This is a genomic window from Hymenobacter aquaticus (genome assembly GCF_004765605.1).
In the GTDB taxonomy this organism is placed as follows: domain Bacteria; phylum Bacteroidota; class Bacteroidia; order Cytophagales; family Hymenobacteraceae; genus Hymenobacter; species Hymenobacter aquaticus.
The window spans coordinates 305,389-324,515 of the sequence record NZ_SRLC01000002.1 but is presented as its reverse complement, the minus strand read 5'-3'; the positions used below and the strand labels follow the sequence as shown (position 1 = coordinate 324,515).

At 61.8% G+C, this 19,127-nt stretch carries 21 protein-coding genes; 8 read left to right on the top strand and 13 right to left on the bottom strand.

What is annotated here, in order from left to right:
• Positions 1 to 56: 56 nt before the first annotated feature.
• Complete coding sequence (locus E5K00_RS14255; protein ID WP_135463993.1) at positions 57 to 1,274, top strand: DUF2157 domain-containing protein; 1,218 nt, start codon at positions 57 to 59, stop codon at positions 1,272 to 1,274.
• Positions 1,271 to 1,810, top strand: coding sequence for a GDYXXLXY domain-containing protein (locus E5K00_RS14250; protein WP_135463992.1), 540 nt, complete (start codon positions 1,271 to 1,273; stop codon positions 1,808 to 1,810). Before E5K00_RS14255 ends, E5K00_RS14250 begins: the two co-directional genes overlap by 4 nt.
• Positions 1,811 to 1,816: 6 nt before the next feature.
• On the opposite strand, the gene E5K00_RS14245 is transcribed toward E5K00_RS14250, so the two are convergent.
• From E5K00_RS14245 to E5K00_RS14190, 12 genes are all read right to left on the bottom strand, one after another.
• Positions 1,817 to 2,317, bottom strand: a complete 501-nt coding sequence (locus E5K00_RS14245) for an ExbD/TolR family protein (RefSeq protein WP_135463991.1) — start codon at positions 2,315 to 2,317, stop codon at positions 1,817 to 1,819.
• A 21-nt stretch (positions 2,318 to 2,338) separates the two neighbouring features.
• Positions 2,339 to 2,851, bottom strand: coding sequence for an ExbD/TolR family protein (locus E5K00_RS14240; protein ID WP_135463990.1), 513 nt, complete (start codon positions 2,849 to 2,851; stop codon positions 2,339 to 2,341).
• Positions 2,852 to 2,916: 65 nt separating this feature from the next.
• Positions 2,917 to 3,495, bottom strand: a complete 579-nt coding sequence (locus tag E5K00_RS14235) for a 5-formyltetrahydrofolate cyclo-ligase (protein ID WP_135463989.1) — start codon at positions 3,493 to 3,495, stop codon at positions 2,917 to 2,919.
• 224 nt (positions 3,496 to 3,719) lie between these two features.
• Positions 3,720 to 5,300, bottom strand: coding sequence for a bacillithiol biosynthesis cysteine-adding enzyme BshC (gene bshC / locus E5K00_RS14230; RefSeq protein WP_135463988.1), 1,581 nt, complete (start codon positions 5,298 to 5,300; stop codon positions 3,720 to 3,722).
• 405 nt (positions 5,301 to 5,705) lie between these two features.
• On the bottom strand, positions 5,706 to 7,019 hold the full coding sequence (gene rimO / locus E5K00_RS14225; protein WP_135463987.1) for a 30S ribosomal protein S12 methylthiotransferase RimO: 1,314 nt from the start codon (positions 7,017 to 7,019) through the stop codon (positions 5,706 to 5,708).
• Between the two features lie 156 nt (positions 7,020 to 7,175).
• Positions 7,176 to 7,718 (bottom strand): hypothetical protein, encoded by a 543-nt coding sequence (locus E5K00_RS14220; protein WP_135463986.1) that lies wholly within the window; start codon positions 7,716 to 7,718, stop codon positions 7,176 to 7,178.
• Between the two features lie 104 nt (positions 7,719 to 7,822).
• Positions 7,823 to 8,803 carry a signal recognition particle-docking protein FtsY gene (gene ftsY, locus E5K00_RS14215; RefSeq protein ID WP_135463985.1) on the bottom strand — a complete coding sequence of 327 codons (981 nt, stop codon included), beginning with the start codon at positions 8,801 to 8,803 and terminating at the stop codon, positions 7,823 to 7,825.
• A gap of 220 nt (positions 8,804 to 9,023) precedes the next feature.
• Positions 9,024 to 9,185: a DUF4295 domain-containing protein gene (locus tag E5K00_RS14210; RefSeq protein WP_073105196.1), complete on the bottom strand. Its 162-nt coding sequence runs from the start codon at positions 9,183 to 9,185 to the stop codon at positions 9,024 to 9,026.
• 7 nt (positions 9,186 to 9,192) lie between these two features.
• Positions 9,193 to 9,375, bottom strand: coding sequence for a 50S ribosomal protein L33 (rpmG, locus tag E5K00_RS14205; protein WP_100337992.1), 183 nt, complete (start codon positions 9,373 to 9,375; stop codon positions 9,193 to 9,195).
• 149 nt (positions 9,376 to 9,524) lie between these two features.
• The gene (locus tag E5K00_RS14200) at positions 9,525 to 11,186 is read right to left on the bottom strand and encodes an aminopeptidase P family protein (RefSeq protein WP_135463984.1); all 1,662 of its coding nucleotides are present in this window, start codon (positions 11,184 to 11,186) and stop codon (positions 9,525 to 9,527) included.
• 92 nt (positions 11,187 to 11,278) lie between these two features.
• Positions 11,279 to 11,518: a 50S ribosomal protein L28 gene (gene rpmB / locus E5K00_RS14195; RefSeq protein WP_022825070.1), complete on the bottom strand. Its 240-nt coding sequence runs from the start codon at positions 11,516 to 11,518 to the stop codon at positions 11,279 to 11,281.
• A 97-nt stretch (positions 11,519 to 11,615) separates the two neighbouring features.
• Entirely contained in the window at positions 11,616 to 11,798 is a 183-nt protein-coding gene (locus tag E5K00_RS14190) for a DUF5522 domain-containing protein (RefSeq protein WP_135463983.1), read from the bottom strand.
• A gap of 133 nt (positions 11,799 to 11,931) precedes the next feature.
• Between E5K00_RS14190 and E5K00_RS14185 the strand changes: the two genes are divergently transcribed.
• The 6 genes from E5K00_RS14185 (at position 11,932) to E5K00_RS14160 (ending at position 17,548) form a co-directional block, all read left to right on the top strand.
• Positions 11,932 to 12,447, top strand: a complete 516-nt coding sequence (locus E5K00_RS14185; protein ID WP_135463982.1) for a DUF2314 domain-containing protein — start codon at positions 11,932 to 11,934, stop codon at positions 12,445 to 12,447.
• Positions 12,448 to 12,538: 91 nt separating this feature from the next.
• The gene (gene rocD, locus E5K00_RS14180) at positions 12,539 to 13,795 is read left to right on the top strand and encodes an ornithine--oxo-acid transaminase (RefSeq protein WP_135463981.1); all 1,257 of its coding nucleotides are present in this window, start codon (positions 12,539 to 12,541) and stop codon (positions 13,793 to 13,795) included.
• A gap of 65 nt (positions 13,796 to 13,860) precedes the next feature.
• Entirely contained in the window at positions 13,861 to 14,412 is a 552-nt protein-coding gene (locus tag E5K00_RS14175; protein ID WP_135463980.1) for a hypothetical protein, read from the top strand.
• A gap of 216 nt (positions 14,413 to 14,628) precedes the next feature.
• Positions 14,629 to 15,621, top strand: a complete 993-nt coding sequence (gene hemB / locus E5K00_RS14170) for a porphobilinogen synthase (protein WP_210114322.1) — start codon at positions 14,629 to 14,631, stop codon at positions 15,619 to 15,621.
• A 115-nt stretch (positions 15,622 to 15,736) separates the two neighbouring features.
• Positions 15,737 to 16,939 carry a transglutaminase domain-containing protein gene (locus E5K00_RS14165; RefSeq protein ID WP_135463979.1) on the top strand — a complete coding sequence of 401 codons (1,203 nt, stop codon included), beginning with the start codon at positions 15,737 to 15,739 and terminating at the stop codon, positions 16,937 to 16,939.
• Positions 16,940 to 17,041: 102 nt separating this feature from the next.
• Entirely contained in the window at positions 17,042 to 17,548 is a 507-nt protein-coding gene (locus tag E5K00_RS14160) for a GNAT family N-acetyltransferase (RefSeq protein WP_245328300.1), read from the top strand.
• Between the two features lie 25 nt (positions 17,549 to 17,573).
• Here E5K00_RS14160 and E5K00_RS14155 read toward each other — a convergent pair whose 3' ends face one another.
• On the bottom strand, positions 17,574 to 19,028 hold the full coding sequence (locus E5K00_RS14155; protein ID WP_135463978.1) for an APC family permease: 1,455 nt from the start codon (positions 19,026 to 19,028) through the stop codon (positions 17,574 to 17,576).
• Positions 19,029 to 19,127: the final 99 nt, after the last annotated feature.

Below are 19,127 nucleotides of genomic sequence, written 5' to 3'. Positions count from 1 at the left end.
CTGCTTGGGGCAAGGCCTCGACCATCCCCGGCTTTCTGCGTAAGTTACCCCTGAGTATGAGTCGTAAACTACTGGAAACGGAAGGCCCGAAGTGGGTCGCGCAGGGCATTATCACCCCGCAGCAGCGGGAGCAGCTCCTGGCGCTGTATCCCGAGGAGGAGCGCGTGGTGGGGCTGCTGCCGCTGCTGGGCAGCCTGCTGCTGGGCCTGAGTGCCCTGAGCGTGGTGGCGGCCAACTGGCAGGGCCTGCCCGAGTGGCTGCGGCTCCTGCTGCTGCTGGGTAGTATGGGCGGGGCCTACGCCGGCGGCGAATACTTCCTGCGCCGCCGCAACGAAGCCCTGGGCATGGGCCTCGTCGGGCTGGGGCTGGTGCTGTTCGGCTGCGGCATCATCCTGACCAGCCAGCTGTACCAGCTTATCGGCTACGACGCCACCGGGCTGCTGGCCTGGGTGCTGGCCGGCACCGTGCTTACCTACCTCTACCGCAGCCGCACCCTGTTCATTCTGACGGCCTGCATCGGCGGCATCGTGCAGGGCTACAGTACCGGACAGCTGGGCAGCTTCAGCTACTTCACGGCCGCCCTCACGGTGTGGGGCCTGGGCTACTACTGGTGGCGCCGCCCCGACGGCCTGCTGGGCCTGGTGCTGGCCAGCAGCCTGCTCTGGCAGGCGGGCCTGCTCATTGGCCACCTGCACGCCAAAATCACCTGGTTCTTTATTCCGGCTATGCTCACCTACGCCCTGGGCGACTGGCAGCCCGACCGGCCCGCCGCCCGGGGCCTGCAAACGCCCCCCCTGGCGGCGGCGTTTCTGTTTACGCTCGGCCTAGCCCTCTATGGCGAGGCCGACACCTACGCCGGCATGCTGCGCCCGCCTTTCCTGGCGTATATCGGCGCCTTACTGCTGGTGCTGGCCATTTCCCTGGCCGGCAAGTACCGGCGCGGCCGCCTAGGCAGTGCCACCGACTGGCTGCTGCTGCTACCGGGCTTCTATCTGCACGGTGGGCTGGCCCTGGCCGTGGCCACGCTGGTGGTGCTCTATGCCTATTCGGGGTCGGTGCTGTGGCGGGCCCACCAGGAAAACAACGCGGACCGCGTGACGCTGGGCACCGTGCTGTTTATTCTGACCACGATGGTGGCCTACTTCAAGCTGACTTGGGCCTTTATGGATAAGTCGCTGTTTTTCCTGCTGGGCGGGGCGCTGCTGCTGGGCCTGAGCTGGTTTCTGCGCCGCCGCAACGCCCGGGCCCTATCGGCCAAACAGCCCCAGCCATGACGGACCCGACGACCTCCTTCCTCACCCACCGCCGCCTGGTAGGGCTGGCCGTAGCCGCCCAGATGCTGTTCATCCTGGCCGTGGCCGGGGCCGGCTACGCCACCACCGCGCTGGGCCGCACCATCACGCTGCGCACCACCCCCGTCGACCCGCGCGACCTGCTCTACGGCGACTACCTGCGCCTGAACTACACCATCAGCCAGGTGCAGCCCGCTCTGTGGCGCGGCCCGGAGCCCCCACAAAAGCACCAGGCAGTCTACGTGCTGCTCCAGCCTACTAATGGCGCCTACGAAGCAGCCGGCGTGTATGCCACCGAGCCGCCCGCCGCCCCCGACCAGGCCGTACTGCGCGGCTGGGTCACGGACAGCTGGCGGCAGGGCATCCGGCTGCGCTACAACCTGGAGCGGTACTACGTGCCCGAAAACTCGGGCGCGGCTCTGGAAAAAGCCGGTGCCCGGCGGCCCCTGCTCGTGCGCGTCAGCGTGGCGCCCTGGGGGCAGGCCCGCATTACGCAGGTCGGGGAAGTGAGGAAGTAGCGGCGGCTACAAATTGTGCTGCCGGAGCAGGTCGTAGTCACCCGGAGCCATGTCTACCAGCGCGTAGCGGTATGGCTCCGTGATGCTCATCTCATCGAGTACGTCAACCATATTGCGGTACTGGGCCTCATCCGACGGCTTGATTAATACCACAAACTTGCCTTCTTGCGCCTTTGCCTTCAGCAAAACCTGCCGCAGCCCGGTAGCCGTCAGGTCGGTAGAGTGCAGCTCGGGCTTGCCATCTACCGACAGCAGGCCGTAGTAATAATACACTTTGTTGTCCTTGCCCAGGATTACCGTCATTGCTCCACCACAGGGCCCCCACTGCGTTTGTTCTTCATCCATCTTCGGCTTCACGGGCATTGCCAGCGGCAGCACGGTCGGCTTCACGAAGTCAGCGGCCAGCAGAAAGAACGTCACCAGCAGAAAACCCAGGCCCACCATCGGGGTCATATCCGGGTGCAGGATGCCGCGCCGTTTTGGTAGCCTTAGAGAGTTGGGACTCATATCGACGTGAGTAAACTCAAATTACAGATTATACTGCTTCAGTAGGGCATAGTCAAGATCATACAGATCAACTATTGCATAGCGCTTCTGGTCGGTAATATTTATTTCGTCCAGCGCATCCACCAAGTCGCGGTATGTGGCATTATCCGACGGCTTGATAAGAACAAGGACTCTTGGGTCTTTCTGGCGAGCATCAAGCAAAAACCGCCGCAGCCCCGCCGCCCCGCCAAGGATAGTATGTAGCTCAGGCAGTTCGTCCGAAAACAGCCCTCCCCGGTAGTAATGTACCCGCCCATTCTTACCCAGGATGAGCGAGAGGCTATTATCGAATCCAGGACAGAATGAATCATTGGCATCCCGGGGATAATTCATTGGCATCGTCAGCTGCATGACCGTGGGCTTCACGAAGTCAGCGGCCAGCAGAAAAAACGTGACCAGCAGAAAGCCCAGGCCCACCATCGGGGTCATATCCGGGTGCAGGATACGGCGGAAATTACGGTGCGCAGAGCGCAAGGTGGTGGGGACGTTGGCCATAGCTCGGAAGATAGAGAAACCTGACGTTCGGGCAACGGCCGGCGGACCTGCTTTGTTGTAGGCGGCTACCGCTCGAAGCGCCACACCCGGGTGGGCGTCACGCAGCAGTGCAGGCGCACGTCGCCCTCCCAGGCGTCGGCGATGCGCAGCACGGGCTCTTCCAACGACAGGCCGATGAGCAGCACGTCGGGGCGGCACTGCTGCAGAAACCGGTCGTAGAAGCCTTTGCCGTAGCCCACGCGGTTGCCGGCCTCGTCGAAGGCCAGCAGGGGCAGCAGCACGGCGTCGATTTCCTCGGGCGCTACTTCCGTGGCATGCAGCGGCTCGGGCACGTCCCAGGCGTTTTCCACCAGCTCGGTCTGGGGCGTGAGCAGGTAGTGGCGCAGCGAAAGGCCGTCTTCCTGCATCACGGGCACCACCACGCGCACCTCGGGAAAGTCGCGCCAGAAGCGGCGGATGATGCCCCAGGTATCCAGCTCGCGCTGCCGCTGAATGGGCAGAAACACGTGCACCGTCCGCAGCTGCGTCAGGTAGGTTTCCTTGAACAGGCGGGCAGCCACCTGCTGGCTCCGGCTCACCAGCTCCAGGTCCGACATGGCCCGCCGCCAGGAGAGCATCTGCCGGCGCAGTTCACTTTTCAACATATAAAAGCAGGGCGCTAAAAGGTGCGGGAAAGGAAATCCGTCTGGATCTGTTACGTAAAAAATGGTTTTAGCTGCGCATCAGGCAGCAGCATCGCCCAAACGGAAAAGCAATGCACACGGGTGGCGGGGAGCGGTACTGGATAAATCCGGGCTAATATAACGCAGAACAGGCACCCCCGGAAGTACCGGAGGCGCCTGTCGTAAAGTTTGGGCCGGGCGGGGGCTTACTCCTCCTCTACAATGGCGAATTCCAGCGCCAGCGGCTCGAAGGCGTCCAGCAGCTGCTGAATAAACCCGGGGTTGTTGATCAGAATGGACAGCACGTTGTCGACGCGCTCCTGCAGGTCGCCGCCGGGAAAGAGCTTGTCTTTGAGGGCCGTGAGCTGGGAGTAGGCAGTTTCGTGCTTGGCTTCGGCGGCTTTGCTCAGGCGCTTTTCGAGGCCCGCCACGCCCCCGGCCGTTTTCTGGGCTTCGGCGGCCACGGTTTTTACCAGCGTCGGGTCGAGGCGCTGGGCCAGCTCGGTTATCTGCTGAAAAGCGGCGGCCAGGGCCTGCTGCTGCTCCCGCAGGCTGATTTCCTCCTGCCCCAGCGCGGCGCCCACCTGCTTTTTGAGCTCGGGCAGGGGCCGAAATACGTCGGTGGGCGTGAGGCCCAGCTTGCGCAGCTTGCCCGCGTTGGCCTTGCCCAGGTACAGGGCCGAGTTGCGCAGCAGCAGCATCGGGAAGGGCACGTGGTTGTCGCTGAACACCTGCTTGAGCTGAAACCAATAGGCCACTTCCGCGCCGCCGCCGATGTAGCACAGGTTGGGCAGCAGCAGCTCCTGGTACAGGGGCCGCAGCACCACGTTGGGGCTGAAACACTCGGGCTGGGTGCGGGCCAGGGTCAGCAGCTCGTCCTGGGTGTAGCAGAGCTCGGTGTTGCGCACGGCGTAACAGTCGCCTTCCTGCTCGATTCGCTCCCGCTTGCCTTCCGGGGTCAGGAAAAACAGGTTGAGCGGGCGGGAGTAGATCTGGGGCTTGTAGCCAGCCGCTTCCAGCCGGGCATTCGTGGCCTGCACCGCCTTATTGGAAGCCTGCTCCCGGATTTCGAGCTCCAGCACCGGCACCAAAGCCTGCTTCAGCGCGGCACTGTCGCCGTCGATGCTAACCAGGCCGTACTCGCCAAACAGGGCGTGCACCAGGCGGCGGGTGGCCTCGGCGAGGGTGCCGCCGGCCGCGTAGGCTGCGCGGAAAGCCGCCGGCACGTCGGCGGGCAACTGGTCGAGCACCTGCTCTTGCAGGCCATCCAGACGCAGGCGGCCCACCGGCCCACCGACCTGCTCGCTATTCCACTCGTGCTTTTTACCGAACAGGTGGAAGTGGTTGATTTCGGCAAAGTCGTGGTCCTCGGTGGCCATCCAGTACACGGGCACGAAGTCGTACTCGGGGTACTGCTGCTTGAGCTGCCGGCTCAGCTTGAGAGTCGTGGCAATCTTGTAGATAAAGTACAGCGGGCCGGTGAGCAGGTTGAGCTGGTGGCCGGTCGTGACGGTGAAAGTCGTTTCCTTGCCCAGCAGCTCCAGGTTGGCCACCACGGCGGGGTTGATGTCGCCCAGGCCCTGGTACTGCTCGCGCAGGGCCGCTACCAGCCGCTGCCGGGCCTCGGGAGAGTAAGCGGCCTGCTTTTCCGCTATCTGGGCCCCAAACTCCTCCAGCTTCGGAAACCGGTGATAATAGGGCTGCAGCTCGGGCTTCTGGCTTATGTAATCGGCGAGAAAGGATGAAAACGCGCCCGTGGCGGCGTAGCTCAGATGATGCAGGGGCATAAGGCAGGAGGAAGACTATTGGCGGTGCAAGGTCCGGAAAAAAAGTACAGCACAGCGGCAGGTTCCGGCGCGGCCGGGCGCACCTGGCGGCAGGTTTTGCTGTTCACCAGGCTTTACGTCCGTCTTGAATAGGTGTCAAACCGCAGCCGCATGAATCTGTTTCAGCTCCTGGGGTTGTGGCTGCTCATCGTAGTGCCCCTGCCCTGGCTATACACGCTCCTTTACATTCAACGGGGCCAGTTTCCCGGACGCTGGGAAAAGCGCCGCTGGTTCCATACCGTACTCACTCAGCCCGTTATCGGCCTGGTGCTTTACTGGACGCGGGGCCACCGCCGCCGCCGGTCCAGACGAAAAAAAGCTGCCTGAGAAGGCAGCTTTTTTCTGTCGCGCGGGAAACGGCAGTCGTTATACCAGCTTGCCGTACAGGTCGAAGTCGGAAGCGTCGGTGATTTGCACGTTGGCAAAGCCGCCGATGGACACGTACGTATCAGGCGTAGCCGGCACCAGCACTTCGTTGTCGACTTCGGGCGAGTCGAACTCGGTGCGGCCCACGAAGTAGCCGCTTTCCTTGCGGTCAAACAGCACCTTGTAGGTATTGCCCACCTTCTGCTCGTTGAGCTCCATCGAAATGCCCTGCTGCAGCTCCATAATCTGGTCGGCGCGGTTTTGCTTCACTTCGGCGGGCACGTCGTCGGCCAGGGTGTGGGAGTGGGTGTTTTCTTCGTGCGAATAGGTGAAAATGCCCAGGCGCTCAAACTTGGTTTGCTCCACGAAGTCGTAGAGCTCCTCGAAATCCTGCTGCGTCTCGCCGGGGTGGCCGGCAATGAGCGTGGTGCGCAGCGCAATATCGGGCACCCGCTGCCGGATGGTATCCACCAGCTCCACCGTGCGGCGCTTGCTGATACCGCGGCGCATGGTCTTGAGCATGTTGTCGCTGATGTGCTGCAAGGGCATATCCAGGTACTTGCAGATATTGTCGCGCTCCACCATCACGTCCAGCGCATCCAGCGGAAACTGCGACGGATAGGCGTACTGCAGCCGGATCCAGTCGATGCCGTTCACGTCGGAGAGGTTGCGCAGCAGGTCGGCCAGTTTCCGCTCCCCGTAGTGCTGCAACCCATAGTAAGTCAAGTCCTGAGCAATGAGAATCAGCTCCTTGGTACCCATGCCAGCCAGGCGCTTGGCTTCCTTCACCAGATCTTCGATGGGCCGGTCCACGTGCTTGCCGCGCATCAGCGGGATGGCGCAGAACGAGCAGGGCCGGTTGCAGCCTTCGGCAATCTTGAAGTAGGCGTAGTGCCGGGGCGTGGTGATGAGCCGCTCGCCCACCAGCTCGTGCTTGTAGTCGGCCTCCAGGGTTTTCATCAGCTGGGGCAGTTCCAGGGTGCCGAAGTAGGCATCGACCTGCGGAATTTCCACTTCCAGGTCGTCCTTGTAGCGCTGCGAGAGGCAGCCCGTCACGTAGAGCTTGTCGAGGCGGCCGGCCTCTTTCTCGTCGGCGTAGCGCAGGATGGTGTCGATGCTTTCCTGCTTGGCGTTGTCAATAAAGCCGCAGGTGTTGATAATCACGATGTTGGCATCCGATTTCTCGGCCTCGTGGGTTACCTCGAAGTTATTGGCCTGCAACTGCCCCATCAGCACCTCCGAGTCGACGAGGTTTTTGGAACAGCCCAGGGTAATGACGTTGACTTTATTGGCCAGCTGGCTTCTTACTTTCATATGCGTAGAGTAGGCGGGCGGCTGGGCAATTTCTTAGAGGTGAGAAACTTGCCCGCTACGGCCCGCAGCGAAATTCGGACCGCAAAGGTACGAACCCGACAACGCCTTTTCCTACTGTGAACGTTCCTTTCGTGCTCAGGCCACTACTGCTGATTATTAGTAGCCATCCAGTCCTCTTTTTCTATCTATTGATAAACGTCCGTTGAACTCGTACAACTTCCGCCCGTTATTGCTAACCAACTCATACGTTACCCGAAGTGATGGCTTCTTTACGGTATCTGCCAGCGCAATAACGTAGCCTGACTTATGATACCGCATATTATCTTCTTCCCGGAAAAGCTGGAAGTGAATAAAGCTGGAGTCAGCAGTAGCAAAATGTACCTTCCCTCCCGACGCTATTTCCATGCTCTTTAGTACGAATGCGTTGTAACGCTTCGCTCCGGCGCCGAAGAGCTGTACGCTCAAGGAAAAATCTCCCTTTTCTCCCAGGTAGCCCACAAGCGGATAGACTTTGGAGGTTAACTCTCGACGTAGATCAAACGCCACAATCGGCTGCGTGGAGTCTGCCACCGTTGCCGTAGTTGGCATAATGGTGTGCGCGGAGTAGCTTGTCCGATTGGTATAAGGCAGACAGGCGCTGAACAACACTGGAATAAGTGTCAGCATCCATTTGAAAGGAGAAGGAGAAATACGCGGCATGGATTATACAGATAGGGGTAGATAGACACTCGGATAAAAGAAAATGCCCTGCCGGATAAAACCGACAGGGCATCAAAATACTGGTTTCTGGCTTACAACAACTCTTACTTCTTCGAAAACAGGGAGTTGACGTAGGTATGCCGGTCGAAGAGCTGCAAGTCGGTCATCTTCTCCCCCACCCCAATGTAGCGCACCGGAATGTTGAACTGGTCGGAAATGCCAATCACCACGCCTCCCTTGGCCGTGCCGTCGAGCTTGGTAATGGCCAAAGCCGATACCTCGGTGGCTTTGGTGAACTCCTTGGCCTGCAAAAAGGCATTCTGCCCCGTGCTGCCGTCCAGTACCAGCAGTACTTCGTGGGGCGCATCGGGAATCACCTTCTGCATCACCCGCTTGATCTTGCTGAGCTCGTTCATCAGGTTCACCTTGTTGTGCAGTCGGCCGGCCGTGTCGATAATGACCACGTCGGCGCCCATTTCCACGCCTTTCTGTACCGCGTCGTAGGCCACCGAAGCCGGGTCGGTGTTCATGCCGTGCGAAATAACCGGCACACCCACGCGCTGCCCCCAGATGATGAGCTGATCCACGGCGGCGGCCCGGAAGGTATCGGCGGCCCCGAGCACGACTTTCTTGCCGGCCGAGTGGAAGCGGTGGGCCAGCTTGCCGATGGTCGTGGTTTTGCCCACGCCATTCACGCCCACTACCATAATCACGAAGGGCTGCCCGGTGTTGTCGGCCCGGTCGAGGATGGCGCGGGAGCCGGTAGCGCCGCTGTTGCCGTCGAGCAGGCCTGCAATTTCCTCGCGCAGGATGCGGTCCAGTTCCGAGGTGCTCACGTACTTGTCGCGGGCCACGCGCTTCTCGATGCGGTCAATGACCTTCACCGTGGTTTCGATGCCCACGTCGGCGTGCACCAGTACGCTTTCCAGGTCGTCGAGCACGGCTTCGTCGACCGTCGCCTTGCCGACTACGGCCTTGCTGAGCTGGTCGAAAAAGCTGGTTTTGGTTTTTTCCAGCCCCTTGTCCAGCGACTCCTGCTGTTCCTTGCTCTCTTTGTCCTTCTTAAAGAAATCGAAAAGTCCCATTTAGTGGTGCTTAGTGCGTGGTGCTTAGTGCGTAGTGTTGATACCCGGCCGGGCAGTAGCCCTCAAGCGGGCGTTTGCTGATGCAAGCTCGCTCTTTCCGCGCGCTTTCGTACCAAGCACTACCAACGAAGCACTACGCACCATAAAAACCCTAACACGCAAAAAAGTCCCACGGCGGCGGGACTTCTTCACTTCATTCTAGCAGCCCGGAGGCGCCGAATTACTTCGTGCCGGAGGCAATAAACTCCTGCACTTTGTCAACGGGTACCATCTCCTCGCGGAAGGTGTAAGCGCCGGTTTTGGGCGACTTTACAGCGCGGATGACTTTTGCCCAGTCTTTGCCGCCTGCTACTTTCAGGGTTGCTACTACTTTCTTAGCCATCGCTCAATTACTTGATTTCCTTGTGGACGGTCATTTTCTTGAGCACGGGGTTGAACTTCTTCAACTCAACACGCTCAGGCGTATTCTTACGGTTCTTGGTGGTAATGTAGCGCGAGGTGCCCGGCATACCCGAGTTCTTGTGCTCGGTGCACTCCAGGATTACCTGCACCCGGTTTCCTTTCTTAGCCATCTCGACTTGGGGTTTTGGATTAAGGACTGCAAAGGTACAAGTGTTTTCGGAATTGTCAAACCATCAACCAAATAGTAGCATAGATTTTTCCGATTTTACCTCGAAATCTGCGCTAACCCTCTTGTATTCCGCTATCCGCTCAGCAGCAGCTACTTCAAAACCGGCAGCTTGAAATTATCCAGTACGCTGGATTTGGCCATCGTCGCCTCGATTTCGGCCACCGTGCGCGGGGCCCCAGCCGACAGGTTTTCGTAGCCCGATTTGGTAATCAGAATATCGTCTTCGATGCGCACGCCGATGTTCCACCACTTCGGGTCGCAGGGGCTATTGGCCGGAATGTAGATGCCGGGCTCCACGGTAATGACCGTGCCGGGCTGCAAGGGCTGGTAGGTGCCCCGGTCGTGCACGTCGAGGCCCAGGTAGTGGCTGGTGCCGTGGGGGAAGTAGCGGCGCACCTCCGCCGCGTCCTTAATCAGGCCCAGTTTCAGCAGCCCGTCGGTGATGACTTGTAGGGCCGCCTTGTGGGGGGCCTGAAACTCGCTGCCGGGCTTGCACTCCTTGAAAGCCGCGTCCTGGGCGGCCAGCACCAGATCGTAAATCTGGCGCTGGGCCGGGGAGAACTTGCCGCTGGGCGGGGCCGTGCGGGTCACGTCGGCGGAGTAGCCGTGGTATTCGGCCCCGCAGTCCATCAAGATCAGGTCGTTGCCGAGGCGGGGCTTGTCGTTGGTTTCGTAGTGCAGGATGCAGCCGTTGGCCCCGGCCCCCACGATGCTGGGGTAGCCCTCAAACTCGGCCCCGTAGGTGCGGTACACAAACTCGTGGATGCCCTGCACGGCGTTTTCCGACAGGTCGGGCCGCAGCGCCTTCATTACTTCCTGCTGGCCGGTGGCGGAAATCTGCACGGCGCGGCGCAGCAGCTTTATTTCCTCGGGCGTCTTGATTTCGCGCAGCTTACTCAGCTCGTCACCCAAGGTAGCCCCGTCGTAGCGGCCGGCAGCGGGCTTGTTGGCAATGGCCTTCTGCCGCTCGGCATCGGTCGTGGCCTGGCGGTAGGCCTGGATGTAGGCGTCCTGGGCGACGGCCGTAATGGCTTTGCTCTGGCTTTCCACATACGGCACCAAGTTGGCCGCGTTGATGGCCCCGTACTTTTGAATCAGGGTGCGCATTTCCGCCACGGCCGGGTTGTAATCGGTGGGGATGCCAGCCTGGCGACGGAAGTCGGCCACGAGGTTGTAGAGGTCGGCCGGGTCGCGGGCGTCGTCGCGCACGTCGGCAGGAATATCCGAGAACAGCACCTGACTGAAGTCGGCCCACCTGATACCCGACTCGGCAAAGGCCTTGTTGTCGGCCGTGTACTGGAGCTTGAGCTGCTGCTTAGCGCCCTCCGCACCCAGGCGGCGGCCGGTCCAGGATTCACGCTGCGGGTCGCGGGGCTGGGTAAACAGGGCTTCCGTGACGCCGCTCTGCCCCCCGATGGTCTGGGGCTCCTTGAACAGGACCAGCACCGAATGGGGCTCGGTGTAGCCGGTCAGGTAGTAGAAGTCGGGGCTCTGGTGGTAGATAAAATCCACATCATTGGCCCGGTTGCGGACCGGGGCCGCAAACAAAACGGCAACGGAGCGGGCCGGCAGCGCTTGGCGCAGCAGCTCTCTCCGTTGCCGGTGAAATGCGGGGTCCAGGAAATCAGTGGGACGGTCGGGAGCGGCAGCCCGCTGAGCGCGCACTACCGACGACGGAAAGCCAGCCAATGAAACCGTCAGGGCGACGGCCAGGGAAACCCGGGACGATTTAGACAGAAGCGAGTAGAGCATACGGCAGCAAAGACGCTGAACGCACCGGCACGTTGCGTGCGCGGCAATCAGCGGATTGGCCGTAAGATACTACTCCGGGCTTCCGGAAAAATCTAGTAAACGATGAAGCCCTGCTCTTTTGCCTTCTTCAGGACCGACATGATGCCGTTCTTGTTGATGGTGCGGATAGTGCTCGTAGCTACTTTCAACGTAACCCAGGAATCCTCCTCGGGAATGTAGAAGCGCTTCTTCTGCAGGTTCGGATAGAACTTGCGCTTCGTTTTGTTGTTGGCGTGCGAAACGTTGTTGCCTACGCGGGTACGCTTGCCGGTCAGATCACAAACTCGTGCCATGATATCGAGGGACTTAGAGGTTTCAATGCTGGAAAAAGGGACGCAAATATCGGTATTTGTACGACAGTAACAAACCGGCGCGCTGAAAAATAAGCGGTTAGCCCCGGCGGCCCGGCCCGGAGGCAGCCTTGCGGGCCTTGGCAAAACCCCACGGACAGTGCCGGCAGCCGCTTTTACAGCAGAATCCGCGGCGTAAATGATATTGTTCGGTAAACACCATAAAACCTTCCGGCGAGAGGTAATAGTCGCCCGGCTGCAGGGGTTGGGGTTGGAGGGCCATAGGCCGGCAAGGTACCACCAAATCGGCCGCCGGCCCAGGCGGCGCGCGGCGCGGACCGGCCGGGGCCAGCCAAAACGACGCTCTTTTCGTACCTTGGAACACCCGCCAGAATCAGACTTCCGCCGGCTTCGCCATGTCTTTCCTCCGCGCCGCTCTTCTGTCGTTGTTGCTGTTGCCCGGCCTTGGGTTGCCGGCCCGGGCCCAGCAGATGCAACCCGACAAACCCGTAGCCGCGGCCACCGGAGCCGAGGCCGGCTCGGTCGACCCGGCCCAGTCGATGGCCTTGTTTGACCAGCTCATTGCCAAGCCCATGAAGGAGGCCCTTCGCACCCTGCCCCAGGCTAAGAAGCGCTTCGAGGCGGGCCTCAAGCCGGGCGAAACTTTCTACCTGACGACCCGCGTGGTGGACGCCGACGGCAAGTTTGAGCAGGTGTTCGTGCAGGTCACGCAATGGGAAGACACCTACGTGCAGGGCACCATTGCCAACACCCTGCAGACCGTGCAAGGCTACAGCACCGGCCAAACCCTGGAATTTACGACCAGCGCCGTGTACGACTGGACCATCGTGCGGGCCGAAGGCTCGGAGGAAGGCAACTACGTAGGCAAGTTTCTGGACATTCAGAGCCGGCTCGACCGGCTGGGTGAGTAAGCCGCTTCTTGGCGGGCTTTCAACGCCTTGCGGGCTTTTGCGTAGTTTTGGGCTAGCTGAATTTCTTTCGTTGGCTTAACTCCCTCCCACCATGCACGCTACTCCCACCTCACCCGCCTCCACCACCAGCCGCAGCCAGGAGCTAATGGCCCTGGAAGACCGTTACGGCGCCCACAATTACCACCCCCTGCCCGTGGTGCTCAGCCGGGGTGAGGGCGTGCACGTGTGGGACGTGGAAGGCAAGCAGTATTTTGATTTCCTCTCGGCCTACTCGGCTGTGAACCAGGGCCATTGCCACCCGCGCATCGTGGGGGCCATGGTGGAGCAGGCCCAGAAGCTGACCCTGACCTCGCGCGCCTTTTTCAACGACCAGCTCGGCCCGGCCGAAAAGCAGCTCTGTGAGCTGTTTGGCTACGACAAGGCCCTGCTGATGAACTCGGGGGCCGAAGCCGTGGAAACGGCCCTGAAGCTGGCCCGCAAGTGGGGTTACCAGGAAAAAGGCATTGCCCCCAACCAGGCCCGCATTCTGGTGGCCGAGCACAACTTCCACGGCCGCACCACCGGCATCATCTCCTTCAGCACCGACGCCGACAGCACCGGCGGCTTCGGGCCCTACATGCCCGGCTACCAGGTGGTGCCCTACGACGACCTCACGGCCCTGGAAGAAGCCCTGAAAGATCCGCACGTCTGCGGCTTCATGGTGGAGCCCATTCAGGGTGAGGCCGGCGTAATGGTGCCTTCGGATGGCTATCTGGCCCACGCTTACGCCCTGTGCAAGCAGCACAACGTGCTCTTCATTGCCGACGAAATCCAGACCGGCCTGGGCCGGACCGGCGAGCTGCTGGCCGTGTGCTACGAAGGCGTGCACGCCGACATTCTGATTCTGGGCAAGGCCTTGTCGGGCGGCACCATGCCGGTGTCGGCGGTACTGGCCTCGGATACGATTATGCTCACCATTCAGCCCGGGCAGCACGGCTCTACCTTCGGCGGCAACCCGCTGGCCTGCGTGGTGCTGCGCGCCGCCCTCGACGTGCTGCACGACGAGCACCTGATCAGCAACTCCAAGGCCCAGGGCGAAGTGTTCCGCGAAAGAATGCGCCGGGTGATGGCCAAGCGCCCGGAGGTAGTGGAGCTGGTGCGCGGCAAGGGCCTGCTCAACGCGGTGGTTATCAAGCCCCACGCCGACGGCCGCACGGCCTGGGACGTGTGCGTGAGCCTAATGGAGCGGGGCCTGCTGGCCAAGCCCACCCACGGCGACATTATCCGCTTTGCCCCACCCCTGGTGATTACCGAGGAGCAGATGCACGAGGCCTGCGACATTATCGAGGAGGTGATTCTGGCCTTCTAAGCGCCCGGCTTTCCCGTAAACCCGAGCGGACCGCCTTATCTTGGCGGTCCGCTTATTTTTTGCCGATGAATTTACTTTCCGGAAGCCGCTTCCTACTTCTTTCCTTCGCCCTGCTGCTGGGCTGCCGCAGCGAAAAGACTGCCTTCGACTTTCAGCCGGCCGCCGGTCCGGGTTCGGCCGCTGCCGTTGCTACGGTTGTCGCCCCCGCACCCGCACCCGAAACCACGCTGGCTGCTTCCGAGTCGGCGGCGGCAGCTACCGAAGCGGCGGCAGCGCAGGCCCCGGCGGCAAAGCCGGTACCCGCCCGTTCCCGAGCCTTGCCCCGCGTACACCCGGCCCGGCTGCTGGCCCGCGTGGCCAAGCCGGAAACCCAGGGCCGCCGCGCCCACAAGCCCGGGCGCAAGCAGCGGCCGGTGGCCGACGACTCCGATATTTTCCACGCCATCCTGGGCTCCCTGCTTATTATTGGCGGGGTGACGCTGGGGCTGCTGATCGGGGGCTGGCTGGGGCTGGGCGTGGGCGCGGCCGTGGTTATTGCCGGCTACTACTTCCTGGTGCTGAGCTTCGGCGGGCCGCACGCCTGGCTGGAAATCTTCCAGGAGTTTTTCAATATGTAGCCGGAGCGGGCTTACTGCTGTTTCCGACCTTGCTGGCGGGCGGCCGCAGTGAGCAAGTGGCGTTTGTGTTTCGGCCCGAACCGCTGAATGTCAGCCGGCAGATTCCGGCGCCGGCACCGCCGCTGCTTTCACCTGAGGCCAGAGCCAATTCCTGATTGCCGCAACCTTATCTTTGCCGGCGTTGTTTTGCCCGGTTGAATCTTCCCAAACGTATCCATGGCTATTCTCCCCACTCACCGCCCTCGGCGTAACCGCAAGTCCGAAGTCATTCGCAACATGGTGCAGGAAACCAACCTGACTACCAACGACTTCATCTACCCGCTGTTCCTGATTGAGGGCCAGAACCAGACGATAGAAGTAAGCTCGATGCCGGGCATTTACCGCTTCACCGCCGACCGCCTCATCGACGAAATCGGGCAGGCCGTGGCGCTGGGCATCAAAGCCTTTGCGCCCTTCCCCAGCATCAACGACGCACTGAAGGACCGGCTGGCCAAGGAATCGGCCAACCCCGAGGGGCTGTACCTGAAAACCGTGGCCGACATCAAGCGGCAGTTCCCGGACGTGGTGATTATGACCGACGTGGCCATGGACCCCTACTCCTCGGACGGGCACGACGGCGTGGTCGATGCTGAGTCGGGCGAAATCCTGAACGACGCCAGCCTGGAAGTGCTGGGCCAGATGGCCCTGGCCCAGGCCCGCGCCGGCGCCGACATCATCGGCCCCTCTGACATGATGGACGGCCGCGTGGCCTGGATCCGGGACGTGCTGGACCGCAACGCCTTTTCGCACGTGAGCATCATGAGCTACACGGCCAAGTACGCTTCGGCTTTCTACGGCCCGTTCCGCGACGCGCTGGACTCGGCCCCGAAGAAAGGCGACAAGAAAAGCTACCAGATGAACCCGGCCAACAAGCGCGAGGCCCTGCGCGAGCTGGCCCTCGACGAGCAGGAAGGCGCCGACATGGTGATGGTGAAGCCCGCCCTGAGCTACCTCGACGTAATCCACGCGGTGAAAGAGCACACCCACCTGCCCGTGACGGCCTACAACGTCTCGGGCGAGTACGCCATGATTAAGGCCGCCGCCCAGAACGGCTGGGTCGATGGCGAAAAGACCATGATGGAAGTGCTGCTCAGCATCAAGCGGGCCGGCGCCGACGCCATCCTGACCTACTTCGCTAAGGAAGCCGCCGAAGTGCTGCGCCGCGGGTAGAAGCAGCCCGGCGTAATCGGCTGCAAGTGGTGGGCAAATTTCGCGGCCGGTTCCGCGGAATTTGCCCAACTTTGTTGTTGGCCAATTGATACTTAATGAATTGGCCGCCTATTCTATGACTCTCTACCGCTATCTGCTGGTTGCGTTGCTGTTGGGCTTGAGCACCGCCGCTGCCCGGGCCCAGAAGGCCAAGCCCAGGCCCGCCGCCGTCGACATCTACCAGGCCGTGGATGCCAAAATGAAGCAGGTACCCGACTCATCGGCGCGCACGGTAGGGGGCCTGGTACGCTACATCAATGCCGCTTTTACCACGGAAGCCGATAAAGCCCGCGCTGCTTTCGGGTGGGTGGCCCGCAACATTCGCTACGACGTGGCCAATATGTATTCGCTGGACTTCACCCGCGAATCGGACGCAGTGGTGCAGGAAACCCTGACCAAGCGCGTGGGCGTCTGTCGGCACTACGCGGAGCTCTACAGCGCTCTGGCCAACGCGGTAGGCGTAAAAACCTACGTCGTGACGGGCTTTGTGCGCCACACGGTTGGGGTGGCCTCCCCGCTTCAGCACGCCTGGTGCGCCACCCGCATCGACGGGCAATGGACGCTGATGGACCCAACCTGGAGCTCGGGCTACGTCGACAATAACCGATTCGTGGCCTATTTCAGCAACGATTTTTACCGCGCCAAGCCCACGGCCTTTATTCGGACCCACATGCCGTTCGATCCGCTGTGGCAGCTGCTGCCCACGCCCCGCACGGCGCAGCATTTTTACCAGGGTCTGGCCCCGGCGCCGGCAGCCCGGCCGTTCGCAGTAGCCGATTCCATAGCGGTGTACGAGAAGCAAGGCTTTGTTGAGCGCCTGCACGCCAGCAACCGCCGCATCGAGCACAACGGGGTGCGGAACGACCATATTTACAGCTACCTGGCTGCTAATATCATACTGGAAGAAAACTACAACATCGGGCTGCTGAACCAGGCGCAAAACTTCTACAACGACGGGGTTAATACGCTCTCCGGCTTCTATGATTACTTTAATCGGCAGTTTCAGCCCAAGAAAACGGATGCCGAGTTGCAACAGATTTTGCCGCCCATTGCCGATAATTTCGCCCAGGCCCGGACGCGGCTGAGCGCCGTCCACTTCCACGACGCGACGTATAAAACCTCGGCCAGGCAACTGGAGCAGCTGCTGCGGGAAGCCGAAGGCAAGCTGCAGAACAGCCAGGAGTTTATGGCCCGATACCTGCGCACCGGCAAACTGTTGCGGCCTACCCTGTTCATGAACATCAGCACGCTGAACGGACAGCACGAAATGATGCGCTAAAAGAAGCCGCTCCGGGCTGGGCCGGGTTTTCATCCGAAAAATTAGGAACGCGCCGGGGCGCGTTCTTTTTTTGGCCTCCTATTTTGCTTACTGCTCTTTACCATGCTGCATATCCGCCCCGCTTCTGTCCTCGACTTACCCGCTATCCTCGACCTGGTGCGCCGGGTGGTGCCGCTGATGCAGGCCAGCGGCAACCAGCAATGGTCGGCCGACTACCCCAACGCGGAGGTTTTCCGCCAGGACATTGCCCACGACCAGCTTTGGGTGGCCGAGCTGGCGGGGCAGGTGGTGGGCGTGGCGGCCCTCACCCAGGACCAGGACGCGGAGTACGCCCAGGCCGACTGGGACCCCACCGAAACGGCCATCGTGACGCACCGGCTGGCCGTGGACCCGGCCGCCCAGGGCCAGGGCGTGGCGGCAGCTCTGCTGGGGCAGGCCGAAGCGCTGGCCCGGGCGCGGGGCTTGGCGTCGCTGCGGGTAGATACCAACTCGGAAAACGCGGCCACCCAGCGGCTGTTCCCGAAGCTGGGCTACCGGTTTGCGGGGAAAATTACGCTGGCGTTTCGGCCGGGGCTGCGGTTTTTCTGCTACGAGAAGCGGCTGGATTAAGGGCTTCTGGCCTCTAGTCGTGCTTCTACACCCGCTCGAACGGCCAGCGCTTCAGCCGCCGGCTCCAGAGCAGAAACACGCCGGCGCCCAGCGTCATCATGCCCAGGGCGGCCAGCTGAAAGTAGAGCTTGAAGTGCAGCCCGCCCCAGGCCACCTCGGCGGGCGCGATGCCCCCGAAAACGGCCAGCCACACCACAATAGCCACGACCACCGGCAGCGGGTACAGCGGCATTTTGAACGGCAGGGAGGCCGTGCCGCGCCGGCGGCGCAGCAGCATCAGCCCCACGGCCTGGCCCACGAACTGCACCAGAATGCGCATGGCCAGGATGGCGGAAATAACCTCGCCCAGCTTGAAGAGCAGACTGAACACGAAGCCCACGCCGCCCAGCAGCAGCAACGACACGTGCGGAAAGTGCTTGGTGGGGTGGGTTTTGGCGAAGACGGGCAGAAACTCGCCGTCGGCGGCGGCGGCGTAGGGAATGCGCGAGTAGCCCAGCAGCACCGCAAACAGCGACGCAAAGGCCACCAGCAGCACCAGGCCGGTGGCGGCATTGGCGGCCACCGGCCCGTAGAGGCGCTCCATGAACACGCTGATGATAAACTGCGACTTGTCGCCGGCCCCGGTTTGCCAGGCTTGCACCTCCTGCCACGGAATAACGGTGCCCACGCTCCAGTTTAGCAGCAGGTACAGAGCGGCAATGCCCAGAATGCTCAGAAAGATGCTGCGGGGAATCACCCGCTGGGGATTCACGATTTCGCCGCCCAGGTGGCACACGTTGTAGTAGCCGAGGTAGGAATAGATGGTTTTGACGGCCGCCTGCCCCATGGCCGCCGACACCAGCAGGCCCGTCAGGTGCCCGTCTTGCCACGAAAGCAGGCTGCTTAAGCCGTCCGCGGGCAGAATGGCCACCTCGTGGTTGGGGTGCGTGACGCCCCCGAAAATCAGCCAGGCCATCAAGCCCAGCACGCCCACCCACAGGGCCACGCCCAGCCGGCCAATGTCTTCGATGCGGCGGTAGAGCAGCACGATGAGCAGCAGCACCACGCTGCCGGCCACCAGCTTGGGCTGCCACCACTGGGGCAGGGGCACCAGGTAGCTGAAGTACTGGGCAAAGCCAATGGCCCCCGAGGCCAGCACCAGCGGCGACTGAATCAGGGTTTGCCACACGTAGAGAAACGACATGAGCCGGCCCCACTTCTTCTCGCCGTAGGCCAGCTTCAGAAACTTGTAGCTGCCGCCCGCCTCGGGGTAGGCCGCCCCCAGCTCACTCCAGATCAGCCCGTCGACGGCGGCCAGGCCCGCGCCCACCAGCCAGGCCAGCAGGAAGTAGGGCCCCATAAAGCCCATGACCAGCGGCAGCGTCACGAAGGGCCCGATGCCGACCATGTCAATCATGTTCAGGGCGGTGGCCTGCACCAGGCCCAGGCGGCGGCGCAGCGGGGGCGCGGTGGTGGTGGAGTCGGTAGAAGTAGAGGTCATAGGGGCGTAAAAGTCGGATAAAAGCAGAATGTTCAGCCGGCGGCACCAACCCCGGCTCGGCGGGGCGCGTACCACCGGTACTTCCTTTTTTCCTCATTC